Raw genomic sequence first — 16,963 nt, forward strand, 5'->3', positions numbered from 1 at the left:
GGCGTTGTCTCAGTTGTGCCTGTGAAGGTCAGCCCAAGGGATATCGAGGCCCGAATCGTTTGTCAGCGCGTCAAGAAGCGCGCGGGTGAGCGGCAGCGCCGTCGGATTGAGCGTGCCATTGCCCATCATGGCGCGAAGGGTCCCCGCCACCACCACGCCCAGTTCGGCGCCTTCGATGGTGTCGCCCTTCATCGGGCCTTCCTTCGTCTGCTTGTAGGTGAGGCCGCGGCCCAGATTGTTGCCAAGCCGCGAATTGCGCCCCGCCTGGCAGGTGACATAGAGATCGCCAGCACCCGGCATGCCCCACACACTCTGCTCGGTTCCGCCATGCGCCTTCACCAGCACCATCAGCTCGCGGATCGCCTGGTCGAAGATGATGGCTGCCGCATTGTGGTTGAAGGCACGGTTCTCGGTTACTGCCATCTTGTCGAGGTGGCCGACCGCCCAGCCTACCGAAATGGCGAAGAAGTTCTTGAAGGCCGCGCAGATCTCGACGCCGATCACGTCCGCGGAAACGCGTGGATGATAATAGTCCGTCTCCAGCATGCCGCAGAGTGTCCCTGCGAAGGCCGTGTCATGCGACGTGATGACAGTACCGGTATGCCGCCTGACCGCGAGCTCGCCTGCAATGCAGGGTCCACCGATTGCCGCGATGGTGAGTGAAAGCCCCGTGCGGCGCTGCACTTCGGCTTTGACGCGGTCGGGGAGAGCCGTGAGCTTCGCTTCTTCAGGATGCATGCCCTTGGTGATCATCACCACGGGCACAGGAGTCTTCAGCGCTTCACACAGCCGGTCAATGGCCCAGTTGACGCCCGCGGAGCTGATGCCGAGCACGATGAGATCGGTGTCGGTTCCAAGGGCTGCACCGAAGTCCTCATGATGAAAGCCCTTCACGCCATCCGGCAGCTTCACGTTGAGCTTCGGATGCAGGCCATTGGCCTTCACACTATCGATGATGTCGCGGTCGAGATGTGTGCCCACGAGCCGCACCTCGTGACCACGGTCGCGCGCCGGCAGGCACATGGCCGACCCCATGACGCCCGCGCCCAGGATGGTGACGATGCTCACGCGATCACCTTTCCGCTGGCGGCATCGAAGATATGGACCTTTTCGAGGCGCGGGCTGAGCAGGATCGCATCATCGCGCGCAAGCGAAACACGCTCGCTGGTGATGGCGCAGACTTCCTGCCCGCCGAGATCGGCATAAACATGCATCTCGGGACCTGTCGGCTCCACGACATTCACCTTGCCGGGTGTGCCGCTGCCGAAGGTGAAGTGTTCCGGCCTGATGCCGTAGACAACCTTCTGACCAGGTTTTGCCTTGTGATCCTTCGGCAAGGGCAGCAGGGTACCCTCGCCAAGGCGCACGCCTTCGGCTGTCACTTCGCCCTTCAACAGGTTCATCGACGGCGAGCCGATGAATTCGGCCACGAAGAGATTTGAAGGCCTGTCATAGACGTCGAGAGGAGAACCCTCCTGCTCAATATAGCCATCGCGCAGGATGACGATCTTGTCGGCCATGGTCATGGCCTCGATCTGGTCATGCGTCACGTAGACGGTCGTTGTCTTCAGGCGCTCATGCAGTTCCTTGATCTCGGTGCGCATCTGGACGCGGAGCTTGGCATCGAGGTTCGAGAGCGGCTCGTCGAAAAGGAAGACCGCTGGATTACGCACGATAGCGCGGCCCATGGCGACACGCTGGCGCTGGCCGCCTGACAATTCGCGCGGGTAGCGATCGAGATAGGGCTCGAGATTGAGGATCTTCGCCGCCCACTTCACTTTCTCCTCGATCTCGCTTTGCGGGCGCTTCGCGAGGATCAGCGAGAAGCTCATGTTGTCGCGCACCTTCATGTGGGCGTAGAGTGCGTAGTTCTGGAACACCATGGCGATGTTCCGGTCCTTCGGATGAACGTCGTTCACCCGCTTTCCCTCGATCTCGATATCGCCGCCCGTGACCGATTCGAGGCCCGCGATCATGCGCAGAAGCGTGGACTTGCCGCAGCCCGAAGGGCCGAGCAGAACGACGAACGAGCCATCCTCGATCTTCAGGTTGATGCCGTGGACAACCTCGAGGTTGCCGTAGTTCTTCTTGACGTTCTTGACTGTTACCGATGCCATGCTGTGTGCCGGTCCTATTGTTCGTCGCGGGCGAGGAATTCGTCGAGGAGGCCTGCGTCGTCCGCGAGGTCGAGGAAGGACCAGCGATTGCGGACATCGCGTGCGAATTTCATCGCGTCGCGCCACATCTTGCGGGAGAGGCCGAGTTCGGTCGCGGTTGTCGGGCCTCCGGCGGCGGCGATGGTCGCTTTCATTTTTGCGGGGTCCATCAGCATGGGACGGAGCTCCTCGCGAAGCTCAGGCCACAAGTCTGCGAGTTTGCGGTTGAAAGCTTCAGCTCCAGCGCGGTCGAAGGATTTCTTCTTCGCCTCCGAATAGCACATGGACCCAATCTCCTGGCCGTAGCGGGCCACGAATTCGGCTTCTTCGATATGCGTCGCCTTGATGAGGGGCGGGGCGTCGAGCGAGAGCAGTTCGTGATGAAGCCTGGCGATCGCCAGCGAAGCGACGCCCACCTGCTGGCCGTGCGTGGTGCCCGGATGTGCTTCGCCGGCAAACATGTCGATCCAGTGCGAGACCTGGTGCTCACCCATGGAGCCATGATGCGAAACGCCGGTGAAGCAGACGCCGAGACCGCACAATGTCAGAACGCGGTGAAGGTGCCCGTTGGCGGCGATGTCGTGCTTCGCAAGGCCCGCCGCCGACTCGATCATGCGCGGTTCGTCATTGCCGATCAGCGTGTAGGGCACGCTCGAATAGAAGGTGCCGAACAACCGGTGCGAGGCCCACCATTCAACCTGCGCCGTGGGGCGGCAGAGCGAGTCGCCCAAGCCTGCCGCCGAAAGCCAATGCGGTGCCGAGGCCGAGACCTTGAGATCGAGGAAGATACCACGCGGCGCATGGGCCGGCAGGGATGTCTTGTAGCCGTTGTTGAGCGTCACTGACGCGGTCGAAGCCGCATAGCCGTTCATCGATGCGGCGGTGCCGAAGGTGGCGTATTTCCGGCCGTCCTTGAATGTGGCGTACTTGCAGGTGTCCGACAGGGCGCCAGAACCGACCGCCACGATTGCATCGGCGTGGCGTGTCTTCTCCTGCACCATCGCAATCGTCGGCTCGTCGCAATGCGTGTTGCCGGGCAGCACGAGTTCGTCGATGGTGCCAAGAGCCTTGAGGTGCTTCGCCACGCGGCGGCCCATCGCCTCGTTGGTGTTGACGTCGGAGACGACGGCAATGCGCTTGCCGAGCTTCAGGGGGGCCAGCATGTCAGCCTCGCCGCCATCGAGATCGTCCTCGATGCGGATCACCTCGAAGGGGACGATGGCGGGCTTGCCGGACGTCGGGTCTTTCCAGTTCCCCGCGACAACATCGCTGATCAGTTCATTCCAGTCGGTCATGTGTTTTCTCTTGCAGCGAAGGCAACCAGCTTGTGGTTCCATTCGGAGAGCCTGGGCCACAGCTCGGTGTAGATGCCCAGCAGGTCCTGATAGCGCCTGTGGTCTTTCGTCCGTGGACGGAATGTTATGGAGGGCTTGCCCGACATGGCGCTTGAGGCTGCCCCGATGGTCTTGTACCAGCCCGCGCCTTTCGATGCCGCCATGGCGGCACCAAGTGCGGAGGCTTCCGCCGTCTCCAGCCGCTTCACGTCGCGGCCCGAGGCATCGGCGAGGATCTGGCACCAGAGGTCTGACCGCGAACCGCCGCCGACAGCGGCGAAATGGGTGATGGGGGAGGTGACTTCGGCCACCTTGTTGGTCATCATCGCCTGTTCGAGGGCGACACCTTCGAGAAGCGCGCGGTAGACATCGCCACGGTTATGATTTCCCGAAAGCCCTGCGATTACGCCACGCGCGCCCGAGTCCCAATAGGGTGTCATGCAGCCTGACCAGTAAGGCACCATCACGAGGCCATTGGCACCTATGGGCGAGGCTTTCGCTTCCGCCTCCAGCGCCTTGAAAATTGCAGGGTTCTTGGCGGGGTTCACGTTGAACAGCCGCTCCACCATCCAGTTGACGAGGAAGGTTCCTGTGCGGATTGCGGTTTCAAACGAAAAGCCCTGCTCGGACACCGCCACAAGGCTGCGGAAGGAGCGGTCGATGGCATAGGTGGAGCCGTAGCTTCCGGATACAGCGGCCGTGCCCAAGTTCACATAGGCGCGGCCCTTGAGGAAGATGTTGGCGCCTGTCCCTGCGCATTGGCCATCGCCGCCGCCGGCCACCACGGGCGTTCCCGCTTTCAGGCCGGTCAATTTTGCGGCCTCAGGCGTGACGACACCCATGATATCGCCCGAGGGGTGAAGGTTTGGAAGCTGGTCGCGCGTGAGACGGGCCGCTTTCAGGAGCGTGTCGGACCAGTCGAAGGCCTTGACGTCGATCAGGCCCATGGGGTCGGCGGAGGAAATCGAAGTAGCCCACTGGCCTGTGAGGAAATGTGTGAGAACGCCGTGGACTTCCGCCGTCATCGCGGTTCTGGACCACACCTTCGGCATGTGGGTCGAGAGCCAGCGGCAACGGTAGAGACAGGGAGTCACGTCGGCGGGCTTGCCGGATATGCGGTGAATGTCGTCGCCCAGCTCGGAAACGATGTCCTTCACTTCAGCATGCGCGCGCTCGTCGAGCCAGAGGGTTCCGGGGCGGAGGGCGCGGCCCTTCGCGTCGAACTGTGCGAAGCTCTCGCGCTGATTGGAAATGGAAACGGCAGCGATGCGCTTGGCATCGACTTTGCGGGTCACCTGCTTCAGGGCCTTGGCTGCGGCGCCGGTCCAGTCGGCAACCTCCTGCTCGAACCAGCCGGGCTTGGGATTGGACATTGGAACGCCAGCGCGGCCTTCGGCAACAATGCGTCCGTTGCGGTCGAAAGCAATCGCCTTCGTGGCCGTGGTGGATGAGTCGATGCCGATGACGAGATCGCCGCGCATGGTGTTCTCTTGAGATGAGAAAAAGACGGAGGCGGCACGGGGCCGCCTCCAATGGGTGTGGGATCAGAGACCGGCTTCGGTGACGGCTGCATCGATCGACGCAGCGATCGCATCCATGCACTTCTTCGGGTCGCCGTCGAAATCCTGGCCGGTAAGCAGCTTGCCGAGGTTGACGGGGATCTCGTTGTTCGAGAAGCCAGCCCAAAGCGGCATGTCCGGCTCGGAGGCGATGTTGTTGTCGATGATCCACTTCACCATCTCGAGATGGCGGGTGGTGCCCGGACCGACAACTGCCTTGTCCTTCACGCGCTGATCGGCGAAGGACGAAAGACGCATGGGCGCGAAGCCGCCGAGAAGCGTGCAGCGCGTCATGATGTCCTTCGAGCAGGCCCACTGCATGAACAGCCAGGCTGCGTCGATGTTCTTCGAGTACTTCGACAGGCCGAGGATCGAACCGCCCTGGTGGGCATATCCCGGGATTTCGCCGAAGCCAACTTCAGCTTGCGGACGGAGCGGCTTGCCGACGAGCGGTTTGGCCGGCATCCACAGGCCCTTGACCTTGGAATCGTCGGAGTCGAGGCCGGGGAAGAATTCATCCCACGACTGCACGAGCGCGCACTGACCTGACGCCATCATCTGCCACTGGCCATCCCAGGTGGAGTTGAGCGATTCAGCCGGAGCGTTCTTGAGCCATTCCTGGTACATCGCGAGGCCGCGAACGGCGGCTTCGTCGTTGCCCTTGAACTTCTTGTCGGCGCCGAAGATCGAACCGCCTTCGTTCCACACCATCTGGGTCCAATCGCAGTTCAGCGAATAGTGGCCCGACTTGGCCTGGAGGCCGGTGCCGAACATTCCGTTGGCCTTTTCCAGTTCGGTGATCTGCTTGATCGCCGCTGTGAATTCCTCGGGTGTGGTCGGAACGGCGATCTTGTGCTTCTCAAGGATGTCCTGACGGTACATCAGCATGAAGATCGGGATGTCGAAGGGAATGCCGACCCACTTGCCCTCATACTCTGCCAGACCGCTGACGAGCGGCTTCGCGAAGTCATCGAAGTCGAAGCCCGGCATCGCTAGGTCCGGTTTGTCCTTGTAGTACTGGACGGGATCGACGGTGTCCTGGCTGAAGGTAGCGACCCACGACTGGTCAAGATAGTAGATGTCGTAGGTGCCAAGCTGGCCCTGCACGTCCTGGGTCGCCTTGGCGAGAACCTGTTCGAGCGGAACGATCTCGATTTCGACCTCGATGCCGGTCGGATCGGTGAATTCCTTCTTCAGCTTGTCGAGAACGACGGTCGGAGGCGTTGCTTCCGAGGTGTAGCGGATCTTGGTGCCCTTGAAGGGCGAGCCAACATCCTTCAGCCACTGGGTGACGGAAGCGTCCTGGGCAAGGGCTTCTGTGCCGAGAAGGCCGAGGTCACCCTTGTAATAGCGGGTGTTGCCGAGCAGGCCCGCGCCGAAGGCGGAGAAGCCGATGCCGGCCATGCCCATCTTCTTCAGGAAGTCGCGCTTCGAGATACGGCGGTCGGCATAGGCCCGGGCCATATCGGCGATGTATGTTTTCTTGTCGTGGTCCTTAAAGCTCATAGAAATCCTCCCATGGGTTTGAGCTCATTTTTCTCGTACGCAGATTTCACTCCTTCAGGGATCCCAGAGTGAGGCCGCGCACCAGATGCTTTTGGACGAGCAGGATGAAGATGAAGCTCGGAATGATCGCGGCTGTACCCAGCGCCGCGATGAAACCCCATTCATTGCCCGTCGAAGTCACGAAGGTCTGGATCTTGACAGGAACCGTGCGGATGTCGGTCGTGAGGAAGAGCGACAGCAGGAACTCGGTCCAGGAGAAGATGAAGCAGAGAACAGCCGAGGCGGCCACACCGCCCTTGACCATGGGCAGCACCACCTTGACGAAGGTTTGCCAGCGCGTGGCGCCATCGATCATCGCGGCCTCGTCCACATCCTTCGGCACATCATCGAAGAAGGACTTCATCAGCAGCACGGCGATGGGCAGGTTCATCAGCGCATAGATCAGCATGAGGCCGAGATAGCCCATGTAGAGATTATCGGTGTCGCGCATGCCGGCGGCTTTGTAGATCGTCACCAGCGGGATGAGGATGGCGATGGGCGGCATGAAGCGTTGGCCCAGGACCCAGCCCAGATAGGCGGTGCGGCCCTTGAAGGCCATGCGCGAAATGGCGTAGGCCGCGAAGACTGCGACGCTCATGGTGATTGCGGTCGAGCCAACGGAGACGATGACCGACTCCAGAATCGACATGCGGGAGTCATAGGCTTCGGCACCGGCCACCCCCATGCCAAGGCCCTGGTCGATGGCAAGCTGCGAGCGCGACATGCCGAACAGCGTGACGCCATAGTTGATAATCGTTGGCACGAAATCGAAGAAGACCACGCGGTCCTTGTCGAACATCGCGGACGTGGGCTTCACCGAGGTGAGCGCCCACCACAGGATGGGGAACATGAAGATCGCCGTCACGACGATGGCGGTGATGTCGCGCAGGATCTGCCAGGGGCGGGAGAGTTCCATCAGAGCTTGACCTTGAAGATCCGCATGAACAGCGAAGAGACGATGATGACGATGATCAGCGTGAGGAGCGCGATGGTGGACGCATAGGGGAAGTCGGCGTTGCCGAAATAGATGCGGCCCGCATAAGACGTGAGTGTTTCAGTGGCGGTGCCGGGCCCTGAATCTGTCATGACCTTCACGTAGTCGAAGGCGCGGAACAGGTCGATGCCGCGAATCAGGACCGCGATGGCGATGACCTTCGACATCATGGGAAGTGTCAGCTTGAAGAAGACCTGAAACGCATTGGCGCCGTCGATGGCGGCTGCTTCGAAGGGCTCCTTGGGCAGTGAGCGCAAGCCGGCGAGCATGATCAGCACCATGAAGGGCGTCCATTGCCAGATCTCCGCCATCAGCACGCCGGCCATGGCGGTGTTCGCGGTGCCGAGGATGGAAAAGCCGGGGGGCAACAGTCCGGTGGCGATGATGCCGCGGCTCAGCACGCCGAAGGAACCGTTGAGCATGAACAGGAACATCATGGCTGTGACTGCGGGCGGGATGACGAGCGGCAATGTCATCATGGCCCGGAGGAACGCATAGCCCTTGCGGTCCGTATCGAGCAGCAACGCGATAAGCATGCCCAGAACCAGCTGAAACACGAGGGCGATGCCGGTGTAGAGAAAGGTGTTCCCCATCGCGTTCCAAACACGCTCGTCATAGAAGACCTTCGTCCAGTTGTGGTCCATGTCGAAGACCATTTTCCGGGTCGCCGCGTTCTTTTTGTAGAGCGACAGGGTAATCGCATAGACGAGGGGATAGATGCCGAAAACGATCATCAGGGCCGAGGCCGGAAACAGCCAGGGGAAGGGATGCTCGGACGACAGCCAGCGCGGCCATGCCGACGGTTTTCCGGCAGATTTGCCGGCGTCGCGCGGCGCAAGGCGGGCGGCGTCCGATGACATGTCAGTCCTCCCTATCAGCCCGTTCGTCGGACTGTGCATTTGTTATTTTGAAATTGCAAATGTGCATCAACCCTAATTCGGAGGGGAGCGCGAGTCAACTTAAAGACCTGTCACGGTCGAAATATTGCAATGCAAACAAAATGTTGCGCTGCAATGCAGTGATTGCAAGCTAACCAAAGGTCTGAATGTGGATTGGAGGCGCAGGCTCAGAGAGCGTGGAACTTGGTGTCGGCCTGGTCCAGACGCTTTCTGATCTGTGTCACGATCATGGAGTCATCGGGCACGCAATTGTCGTAGGTCAGTTGCTCGCCCCTGACTATGGGCCGGATGACCTTGGCGCCTTGCGCGAGACCCAGCGGGACCGCATTTGCGTTGCGTGCACCGGAGTGGGTCATGGCCCAGGCGCGGTAGTCGTTCTCGCCAATGCGCCCCAGAACCTCGCCTGGTTTCAAGTCACGCTTGGCGAGCGTCGTTACTTCGGCCACCGGCTGCTCCAGCGGCACCATGTCGGCCTGGCCATGGAGCACGGCGCGGGCTGCCGACAAGGGCACTTCCATGCTGGTCAGGTGATAGGGCCTCGTCAGCGCGAAATAGGGACCCTTGCCGACCTTCAGGTCGATCATGCGCTCCTGCAGGCGGGGGTGATCGGTGGTGACGATGCAGAACACGCCGGGCGCCACCCCCTTGCCGATCGAATAGTCAACGCAGCCTTTCTTCGAAAGCACGCCGCCATGCTCCCGGGGGATCAACACCGATGCGAGCTCGTCTCGCGTCGCCGCAGGCCCGTGCATGCCGGGCACGTCGGGCACCAGACCGGTGCAATTGGCAATCGCCACCATCTCCACCATGGTCTTGGAGCCGTCGACGAACTCGACGAGCATGCGCGCGTTCATGTTGCGGGCCCTGGCCTCGGCCTCATAGTCGGCTGGAACGGCATCGAACTTCAGGGGATTGTTCTTGCCCTTGCCGGCGCAGACCACGTCAAGTCCGATCGATTGGGCAAAGCCGATGAGTTCCAGCGTTGCTGCGGGTTCGTCGCCAGCAGCACCGGTATAGACCACGCTTGCGTTCTTCGCGCGTTCATGGAGGTAGCGGCCTATGGTGACATCAGCCTCGACATTCAGCATCACCACATGCTTGCCGTGGGCAATGGCATCGAGCGCGAATTGTGTGCCGATGTTGGGATTGCCGGTGGCATCGATCACCACATCGACAAGCCCTGAGCGCGCCAGATCGTCGGGGCTCGCGGTGATCGCGAGCTTGCCTTGCGAAATGGCCCGGTCGATGGCCGCAGCGCTGTCGGCATAGATGGTGTGATCTTCGGGATAGCCTGCCATGGCCGCCGCGGCTTTCGCCTGCGGCGGACGCATTTCGGCGACGGCGCCGAGGCGAAGGCCCGGCATGCGGTTCAGCTGCACCACAATGTCGGTGCCCATCTGGCCGCAGCCGGCAAGTCCGATGGTGACGGGTCTCCCCGCTTCAGCGCGGGCGTTCAATTCGGCGACGAGCGGCGAGACCCCAGCGATCAAGCTTACCTCTTGGCTTTTTTCACGGGCTTGCTTTCAGCAGCCCGTGCAGATTTCTTCGGCGCATCGCGGCGAACGGGAGCCTGAACCGCCGGAGCGTCATCCTTGCCCAGTTCGTCGGGTTGCTTGCCATAGGTCTTAAACCGGGCCAGCACGCTTGTCATCTGGCCTTTGCTGAGGATCACCGGCTTGCCGGCCTGCAGGGCCGCCCAATACTGGTGCGAGATGGTTTCCACCTCGCCCGCGCGCCACAGGGCCTTTTCGAGATTGGGGCCAAAGGCTATCTGGCCGTGGTTGCCGAGGAGGCAGGCAGAGCGGTCCTCGAGTGCTTTCAGCATCACGTCCGAAAGCTTCTGGGTGCCGAACTCGGCGTAGTCCGAGCAGCGGATCGTAGTGCCACCGCCAATGCCGATCATGTAGTGGAAGGGCGGAATGTCCTTCTTGAGACAGGCCAGAGCTGTCGCATAGACCGAATGCGTGTGGACGATCGCGCCAGCCTCAGGGCGGTGCTTGAAGATGTCCATGTGCATGCGCCACTCGGTCGAGGGCAGGTATTCGCCGACATAGCCGCCGTCGAGATCCATCTCGACCACATGCTCGGGCTTCATGCGGTGATAGGGAACGCCCGATGCGGTGATGAGGAAGCCTTCGGGTGTCCTCACGCTCACATTGCCAGAGGTGCCCTGGTTGATGCCTTCCTCGTTCATCTTCAGGCAGGTCGCAATCACCTCGTTGCGGAGGTCGAGATACTTCAGCTTCGCCATCTTGATTGAGTCCCAACGTTGAATGTCGGGCCGCGGCTATAGACTGCTATGACCTCATCATACAAGTGTGCATCCCGATTGACGCTCATGCAGTGAATGCGCAGAGTGCCAGAAAAAGAATGGGAAGGCAGAATGCGGCAGAACAAGCCACGCGGCATCGCGGTCGTCGATGTCGGGTTCACCAATACAAAAATCGCACTGTTTTCGCCTGAGGGCGATTTGCTGGCGGAGCGCAAGTCGGCGAGCCGCCATGTCGCGGGTCCGCCCTACCTGCATATCGACCCTGAGCCGATGGTGGCACTCTGCCGCTCGGCGCTGACCGAACTCGACCGCATCCTGCCTGTCGATGCCATCGTGCCCTGTGCCCATGGCGCTGCGATGGCCTGCCTTGATGCGAAGGGCGATCTGGCTCTGCCGGTGATGGACTACACGTCCGAGCCGCCGGCTGACATCGTTGCCGGCTACAAGAAGATCATGCCGGGCTTCGATGAGGCCTTCTGCCCCTTGCTGCCGCTGGCCATCACCCATGGACTGCAGCTTTACTGGCAGCAGCGCATGCTGCCTGGGGATTTCGCGCGCGTGGCCACCTTGCTGCCGTGGATCCAGTATGTCGGCTTCAGGCTGTCGGGAACACCCGTCACCGAGATCTCCTCCATGGCCTGCCAGACCCATCTGCTCGATACGCGCAGCCAGCAGCCGTCGTTGATGGCGAAGTCGCTCGGGTGGGACAGGCTGTTCCCGCGCATGGCGAAAGCCTGGGAGACAATTGGCACGCTGAAACCCGAGTTCAGGGGTGAGGCATTCCGGGGCGAGGGCCGCGTTCTCGGCGGCGTTCACGACTCGACCGCGAACTTCATGCGCTACGTCTGTGCCGGGCTCGACCGCTTCTCGCTGGTCTCGACGGGAACCTGGAGCATCAGCTTTGATCCCTCAACCTCGATCGACGTGCTCGATCCGGAACGTGACACCAACACCAACACCGACGTACTAGGCCGTACGGTCTGCTGCAGCCGCTTCTTCGGGGGCAAGGAGTTTGAAGCGGTGGCAGGCGGCGCTCCGGCCGAGGCTGCAACGCTCACCTGTGTTGCCGATCTTGTGAAGCGCGGCACGCGGGCGATTCCGTCCTTCACGCTGACCAACGGGCCGGTGCCGAATTCCGGCGGGCGCGGTCGAGTCGAGGGCCCTCCACCCGTATCGGACGAGGAGCGGGCATCGTTGGCGGCGCTCTATTGCGCGCAGATGGTGTCGGAGCAGCTCGACTGCATCGCCTCAAAGGACGACATCATCGTCGATGGGCCATTCTCTCAGAACCCGGTTCTGCTCGCTGTCCTCGCACAGTTAAGGCCTGGCCAGCGCGTGCTGGCCTCCGATCTCCGCGACGGAACGACAGCAGGCGCTGCCGCACTGGCCCTGATCGATGACGGCAAGCTGCCCACCATCGGTCTCAAGCTCACGGCGATGGCGCCCTCAACCATTGAAGGCCTTGATCGCTATCATGATTCATGGAGGCCCCCCGCCTATGAAGCTTCGCGCTAGCTGTTTCGCAGTGGCCGCGCTCGCGACACTCTCCCATCCCGCCGCGGCCTTCGACTGCGCCAAGGCCTCGACGGCGGTCGAGACGGCAATCTGCGCCGATCCAGACCTGAAGCGTCTCGATGACCAGTTGAGCGAGGCCTATGGCGTTGTGAAAGCCGCGTCTTCCAAGGTTGAGCAGAAGATGCTGGCACGATCGCAGAAGCGCTGGATCGCATCGCGTGAGTATTGCACTGAGTCCGAAGCGGGTGTTTCTGCCTGCGTGAAGGACGAGACCGGGAAGTGCCTGCGCCTGCTGACCGGCGCGCCGGGGAGTGGCCCCGGCGCGAGCGGCAGGATCATCCCCGTCTTCATCGTGCAGGAGGGAACGGAAAAGCTCTTTGACCTCGATATCGGGGCATTGCGCTTCGCCGATCCACAGACTGCGGGAGAGCGCCGCCTCAATGCCATCACGGAGGAAATCATTGGCAGGGTGAAGCTTGGTCCCCATGGCGAAGACACGATGGGGTCGATCTACGGCCAGCAGGAAGGCATGGAGATCACCTATGCCTCGGGTGATCTGATGTCGGTGCTGCACAGTTACTATCTCAATCAGGGTGGCGCTCACGGCAACGGCGGCATCCAGAACTTCAACATCGACATGAAGTCGGGAAAGCTGCTCGAGATTGGCGGCCTGCTCGCGGAACCGGCTGCCGCGGACCTCGTCGTCCGTTGCAAGGAACAGATCATCGCCGGGAAGCGGGAGCGGTTTGGGACCGAACCCTATGACCCAGCCACGGACGATTTCCTGAGGGACGACGTGATCGGCGAGCACATCGCCACGCTCAGCCGGTGGAGCATTTCGGAGCGCGAGATCACCATCACCTTCGACCCTTATGCCATCGGTTCCTATGCCGAGGGGCCCTACGAGTGCATATTTCCCACTGCCGAGGTGAAGGCCATGGCGGCTCCCGGAGCGAACCTGCCTTAGCAGCCTGAGGATCGTCCAGCACAAGCCACAGGCAAGCTGATTAACAATCCGGCAAACTCCTGGGCGCAAGATGAACATTCCGTTCGTGAGGTGTCCCATGCGATCCGACAGCAGATTTGACGATTCAGTGCCCACCTTCACCCTGGTTTGCCCCGGCTACAGGAGTGCGCGCGCCCACCAAGGTGCTGAGAAAGACGAGGGAAATCTGACCTTTACCATCGGTTCACAGGTGGTGGCCGAGATCGGGCATGGCGACCTGCTCGAAAGCTGGGCGGCCGCCGAGGAGCTGACTGCTCCGGAAGCGGCCAAGATGGCTGAAGTGGCAGCGGGCCACCTTGCCGATCTTCTGGACAGTGGACTGCCTGCCGCCGACCTGACGGAAGCGGTGACGGATGCCGCGGTGGTCTTCCTGCTCGCCATGAAGCGGAACGGGATTTCGGATCCGAAGCGGATTCCCGCGTGCACCGTGATGTGGAACGGTCAAGAGTCGCGGGAACGTGTTTTCTTCGGTTCATGAAGAAGCGCCCGCCTGACAAGACCCCACCGGTTTCCCCCGAAGACTATGGCCGCGGCCTCAGAGGAATCGGCTTCAACCTGCTCGTCACGGATGTTGCCCGTTCGATGGCCTTTGCCACCGAGGTTCTTGGTGCCACAAGCTTTTATGACGACGCCGACTTTGCCGCGCTGCGCTTCAACGGCTCGGACTTCATGTTCCATGCGGACCATACCTATGGCGACAATCCGTTGGCCGGCATCGTGGCGGGACTGGAGGCCCGGGGTGCCGGCGTAGAACTGCGAATCTATGGGTGCGACCCTGATGAGGCGGAAAAGCGCGCGCGCGCTGGCGGCTGGACGGTCCTCAGCGGCAGCATCGACAAGCCCCATGGGCTGCGCGAGTGCATCATCATCGATGATGACGGCTATGCCTGGGTGCCGGGCGTGGCGATCGGTCGAAGGGCCTGACGCGTCAGCGCCAGTCGAAAACCGCCGTCATGAAATCGGTTGTATCATGTATCGCCTCGTCGAGGAGTGAAAACGGCGTGGCGGAGCGGGGTTCGATGTCACCCGACACTTCGCCGTGGTCGGTGCGGAACTGCGCGCCGAATTTTTCGGCCAGCCTCTGCATCGGCTGGTTCTCGCGGGTGCAGATCATGTGGACCTGCCCGATGCCCCGGTTCTGGGCCGCCGTGATGATGCGGTCCATCAGCGCCGTGCCGAGGCCTAAGTGCCGGTGCGCGGTTTCGACCGCGAAAGCGGCTTCCGCCATCTCGTCGCCCATGACGTGAAGCGAGCGGAGCTCTGCCGAGGCAAACATCTCTTGCCCGATGAAGGCGCCATAAACGACCGTTCCGACGCGCCGGGCGGTGTCGGCGTAGGCATTGAGGAAATTGTCGTTCACCGGCGTGCCGAAGCGGAATTGCCGGGTTTCCGGATCAAGCCGCAGCAGGTGGCGCCGGAAGGTCGGGTAGTCCAGCGGCCAGAGCTTCCGGATGTGATAATTGTCCATTCTGTCGTCCATGGGAGTGTTCCTCTCCGTGCCAGCCTTTAATTTCGGACAGCGAAATTAAGATTATGTTGCAATGCGGCAAATGCAAGGGAATAGGCCCATTCGCGAACCGCAGCGCTTCTCCGCAGCCATCTAACCCTCTGTAAAATCTGGCCGAAGCGATGCTGCGGAGCTGACCCTTGCGGCGGCTCCAAGGCGCTTCTAGGCTGCGGTCTGGATCACTTCAGGGAGGGCCCGGCCCCAGCGGCTGCGGGCGAATCGCACATGGTCAAGGACATCGGGCATTTCATCGGCGGCAAACATGTGAAGGGCACGTCCGGGCGCTTTGCCGACATCTACAACCCCAACACCGGCGAGGTTCAGGCCCGCGTGGCGCTGGCCTCTGCCGCGGAACTCCGCGCCGCTGTTGAAAACGCCAAGGCGGCGCAGCCCGAGTGGGCGGCGAAGAACCCGCAGGTGCGAGCCCGCGTGATGATGCGCTTCCTCGAACTTGCGCGAATCCATGCCGAGGAAATCGCCACGCTCATCTCGATGGAACACGGAAAGACCATTCCGGACGCGCTGGGAGACCTGCAGCGCGGCGTGGAAGTTGTTGAATTTGCCTGTGGAATCCCACACCTGCTGAAGGGCGACTACAGCGACGGCGCAGGCCCCGGCATCGACATGTATTCGATGCGCCAGCCCTTAGGGATCGCTGCCGGCATCACGCCGTTCAACTTCCCCGCCATGATCCCCTTGTGGAAATGCGCCCCCGCCATCGCCTGCGGCAATGCCTTCATCCTGAAGCCTTCGGAGCGCGACCCGTCCTGCCCGATGCGGCTGGCCGAACTCTTCCTCGAGGCGGGGCTGCCCGCCGGAATCCTCAATGTGGTGAACGGCGACAAGGCGGCGGTCGACGGCATCCTGGACGATCCGGACATTGCCGCCGTGGGCTTCGTCGGCTCCACCCCCATCGCCCAGTATGTGTATGGAAGGGCTACGAATAATGGCAAAAGGGCGCAGTGCTTCGGCGGCGCCAAGAACCACATGCTGATCATGCCTGACGCCGACATGGACAAGGCGGTGGATGCGCTGATCGGTGCTGGCTACGGCTCGGCGGGCGAGCGCTGCATGGCGATTTCGGTGGCGGTGCCGGTGGGCGAGGCGACGGCGGATGCGCTGGTCTCGAAGCTCATCCCGCGCGTCGAAAAGCTGAAGATCGGCCTCTCCACCGACCGCGAGGCGGATTACGGCCCGCTGGTCACGCAGGCCGCGCTCGACCGCGTGAAGGGCTATATCGATGCCGGCGTCAAGGAAGGCGCCACGCTGAAGGTCGATGGACGCGGCTTCAAGATGCAGGGCTACGAGAACGGCTTCTTCCTCGGCGGATCGCTTTTCGATAATGTTACCAAGGACATGCGGATCTACAAGGAAGAGATCTTCGGCCCCGTGCTGAGTGTCGTCCGCGCCAAGACCTATGACGAGGGCCTCAAGCTGGTGAACGACCATGAATATGGCAACGGCACCGCCATCTTCACCCGCGACGGCGACACGGCGCGCGATTTCGCATCGCGCTGCCAGATCGGCATGGTGGGCGTCAACGTGCCGATCCCGGTGCCGCTGGCCTATCACACGTTTGGGGGCTGGAAACGCTCGGCCTTCGGTGACCTCAACCAGCACGGGCCGGACTCGATCCGCTTCTACACCAAGACCAAGACGGTGACCGCGCGCTGGCCCTCCGGCATCAAGGAAGGCGCTCAGTTCTCCATCCCCACGATGCGCTGAAAATGGTCGCGCGAGGCTGTAAGAGCCTCGCGTTTTTCACGCGAAAAGCTTGCGTTTTGGCGTGAAATGAGTTGCGAAATATTGTTACATGAATCGATAGCATGACGAAATTTTGTTTCGTATCATGCATTAAGTGCATGGCTAATTGGGATGTTTCATGCTGCAAGTGCGAAGGATTCCTTGCTTCGTAACGGAATAAAACCGCTGTTCCATAGCGCCTGATACTCAGGCAGCACCGGTTGCCGCTCAGGTTTTAAGCAAGAAAGTAAGGCGGCCCTACTGCGGGTCTGTGCTGTGTTCATTGAAGTTAGCCGACATACACCGGATGGCCGGCCTATTTAGTTCGAGTTTTGCGCGAATTGGCAACTTTGGCAAGACCCAGCCTTGGCAAATTGCGTCACCGGTCCGCCAAAGCCGTGATGTCTGCCCGTTACTGCCCGAACACTTCGAT

15 protein-coding genes are annotated in these 16,963 nt (G+C 61.5%); 5 read left to right on the plus strand and 10 right to left on the minus strand.

Features of this window, described 5'->3' with window-relative positions; genetic code table 11:
• Window positions 1-9 precede the first annotated feature (9 nt).
• From ACEW8Q_RS10090 to ACEW8Q_RS10130, 9 genes are all read right to left on the minus strand, one after another.
• Window positions 10-1,068 carry a hypothetical protein gene (locus tag ACEW8Q_RS10090; RefSeq protein WP_373503925.1) on the minus strand — a complete coding sequence of 353 codons (1,059 nt, stop codon included), beginning with the start codon at window positions 1,066-1,068 and terminating at the stop codon, window positions 10-12.
• Entirely contained in the window at window positions 1,065-2,117 is a 1,053-nt protein-coding gene (locus ACEW8Q_RS10095) for an ABC transporter ATP-binding protein (protein ID WP_373503926.1), read from the minus strand. Before ACEW8Q_RS10095 ends, ACEW8Q_RS10090 begins: the two co-directional genes overlap by 4 nt.
• Before the next feature lie 14 nt (window positions 2,118-2,131).
• Complete coding sequence (locus ACEW8Q_RS10100) at window positions 2,132-3,451, minus strand: iron-containing alcohol dehydrogenase (protein ID WP_373503927.1); 1,320 nt, start codon at window positions 3,449-3,451, stop codon at window positions 2,132-2,134.
• Entirely contained in the window at window positions 3,448-4,971 is a 1,524-nt protein-coding gene (locus tag ACEW8Q_RS10105; protein WP_373503928.1) for an FGGY-family carbohydrate kinase, read from the minus strand. Before ACEW8Q_RS10105 ends, ACEW8Q_RS10100 begins: the two co-directional genes overlap by 4 nt.
• Before the next feature lie 63 nt (window positions 4,972-5,034).
• Window positions 5,035-6,555, minus strand: coding sequence for an ABC transporter substrate-binding protein (locus tag ACEW8Q_RS10110; RefSeq protein WP_373503929.1), 1,521 nt, complete (start codon window positions 6,553-6,555; stop codon window positions 5,035-5,037).
• 46 nt (window positions 6,556-6,601) lie between these two features.
• The gene (locus ACEW8Q_RS10115; protein WP_373503930.1) at window positions 6,602-7,510 is read right to left on the minus strand and encodes a carbohydrate ABC transporter permease; all 909 of its coding nucleotides are present in this window, start codon (window positions 7,508-7,510) and stop codon (window positions 6,602-6,604) included.
• The gene (locus ACEW8Q_RS10120) at window positions 7,510-8,448 is read right to left on the minus strand and encodes a carbohydrate ABC transporter permease (RefSeq protein WP_373503931.1); all 939 of its coding nucleotides are present in this window, start codon (window positions 8,446-8,448) and stop codon (window positions 7,510-7,512) included. Before ACEW8Q_RS10120 ends, ACEW8Q_RS10115 begins: the two co-directional genes overlap by 1 nt.
• A gap of 206 nt (window positions 8,449-8,654) precedes the next feature.
• Window positions 8,655-9,977, minus strand: a complete 1,323-nt coding sequence (locus ACEW8Q_RS10125) for an NAD(P)H-dependent oxidoreductase (protein ID WP_373503932.1) — start codon at window positions 9,975-9,977, stop codon at window positions 8,655-8,657.
• A 2-nt stretch (window positions 9,978-9,979) separates the two neighbouring features.
• Window positions 9,980-10,738, minus strand: a complete 759-nt coding sequence (locus tag ACEW8Q_RS10130) for a class II aldolase/adducin family protein (RefSeq protein ID WP_373503933.1) — start codon at window positions 10,736-10,738, stop codon at window positions 9,980-9,982.
• Window positions 10,739-10,870: 132 nt separating this feature from the next.
• Here ACEW8Q_RS10130 and ACEW8Q_RS10135 point away from each other — a divergent pair, with 132 nt between their 5' ends.
• The 4 genes from ACEW8Q_RS10135 (at window position 10,871) to ACEW8Q_RS10150 (ending at window position 14,204) form a co-directional block, all read left to right on the plus strand.
• Entirely contained in the window at window positions 10,871-12,274 is a 1,404-nt protein-coding gene (locus ACEW8Q_RS10135) for an FGGY-family carbohydrate kinase (protein WP_373503934.1), read from the plus strand.
• Window positions 12,258-13,241 (plus strand): DUF3298 domain-containing protein, encoded by a 984-nt coding sequence (locus tag ACEW8Q_RS10140; protein ID WP_373503935.1) that lies wholly within the window; start codon window positions 12,258-12,260, stop codon window positions 13,239-13,241. The genes ACEW8Q_RS10135 and ACEW8Q_RS10140 overlap by 17 nt, the downstream gene beginning before the upstream one ends.
• A 97-nt stretch (window positions 13,242-13,338) precedes the next feature.
• The gene (locus ACEW8Q_RS10145; RefSeq protein ID WP_373503936.1) at window positions 13,339-13,758 is read left to right on the plus strand and encodes a hypothetical protein; all 420 of its coding nucleotides are present in this window, start codon (window positions 13,339-13,341) and stop codon (window positions 13,756-13,758) included.
• Window positions 13,755-14,204 (plus strand): VOC family protein, encoded by a 450-nt coding sequence (locus tag ACEW8Q_RS10150; RefSeq protein ID WP_373503937.1) that lies wholly within the window; start codon window positions 13,755-13,757, stop codon window positions 14,202-14,204. The genes ACEW8Q_RS10145 and ACEW8Q_RS10150 overlap by 4 nt, the downstream gene beginning before the upstream one ends.
• 4 nt (window positions 14,205-14,208) lie before the next feature.
• Here the strand turns inward: ACEW8Q_RS10150 and ACEW8Q_RS10155 are convergent, their stop codons facing one another.
• Entirely contained in the window at window positions 14,209-14,760 is a 552-nt protein-coding gene (locus ACEW8Q_RS10155) for an N-acetyltransferase family protein (RefSeq protein WP_373503938.1), read from the minus strand.
• A 252-nt stretch (window positions 14,761-15,012) separates the two neighbouring features.
• Between ACEW8Q_RS10155 and ACEW8Q_RS10160 the strand changes: the two genes are divergently transcribed.
• Entirely contained in the window at window positions 15,013-16,512 is a 1,500-nt protein-coding gene (locus ACEW8Q_RS10160) for a CoA-acylating methylmalonate-semialdehyde dehydrogenase (RefSeq protein ID WP_373503939.1), read from the plus strand.
• The last annotated feature ends 451 nt before the right edge of the window (window positions 16,513-16,963 follow it).

This window comes from Aestuariivirga sp., assembly GCF_041738905.1.
Taxonomy (GTDB): Bacteria; Pseudomonadota; Alphaproteobacteria; order Rhizobiales; family Aestuariivirgaceae; genus Aestuariivirga.

Excerpts from the sequence above, each read along its gene's own strand:
- ACEW8Q_RS10095 (WP_373503926.1), bottom strand. The coding sequence starts at position 2,117 with ATGGCATCGGTAACAGTCAAGAACGTCAAGAAGAACTACGGCAACCTC.
- ACEW8Q_RS10100 (WP_373503927.1), bottom strand. The coding sequence starts at position 3,451 with ATGACCGACTGGAATGAACTGATCAGCGATGTTGTCGCGGGGAACTGG.
- ACEW8Q_RS10105 (WP_373503928.1), bottom strand. The coding sequence starts at position 4,971 with ATGCGCGGCGATCTCGTCATCGGCATCGACTCATCCACCACGGCCACG.
- ACEW8Q_RS10110 (WP_373503929.1), bottom strand. The coding sequence starts at position 6,555 with ATGAGCTTTAAGGACCACGACAAGAAAACATACATCGCCGATATGGCC.
- ACEW8Q_RS10115 (WP_373503930.1), bottom strand. The coding sequence starts at position 7,510 with ATGGAACTCTCCCGCCCCTGGCAGATCCTGCGCGACATCACCGCCATC.
- ACEW8Q_RS10120 (WP_373503931.1), bottom strand. The coding sequence starts at position 8,448 with ATGTCATCGGACGCCGCCCGCCTTGCGCCGCGCGACGCCGGCAAATCT.
- ACEW8Q_RS10130 (WP_373503933.1), bottom strand. The coding sequence starts at position 10,738 with ATGGCGAAGCTGAAGTATCTCGACCTCCGCAACGAGGTGATTGCGACC.
- ACEW8Q_RS10135 (WP_373503934.1), top strand. The coding sequence starts at position 10,871 with ATGCGGCAGAACAAGCCACGCGGCATCGCGGTCGTCGATGTCGGGTTC.
- ACEW8Q_RS10140 (WP_373503935.1), top strand. The coding sequence starts at position 12,258 with ATGAAGCTTCGCGCTAGCTGTTTCGCAGTGGCCGCGCTCGCGACACTC.
- ACEW8Q_RS10145 (WP_373503936.1), top strand. The coding sequence starts at position 13,339 with ATGCGATCCGACAGCAGATTTGACGATTCAGTGCCCACCTTCACCCTG.
- ACEW8Q_RS10150 (WP_373503937.1), top strand. The coding sequence starts at position 13,755 with ATGAAGAAGCGCCCGCCTGACAAGACCCCACCGGTTTCCCCCGAAGAC.
- ACEW8Q_RS10155 (WP_373503938.1), bottom strand. The coding sequence starts at position 14,760 with ATGGACGACAGAATGGACAATTATCACATCCGGAAGCTCTGGCCGCTG.
- ACEW8Q_RS10160 (WP_373503939.1), top strand. The coding sequence starts at position 15,013 with ATGGTCAAGGACATCGGGCATTTCATCGGCGGCAAACATGTGAAGGGC.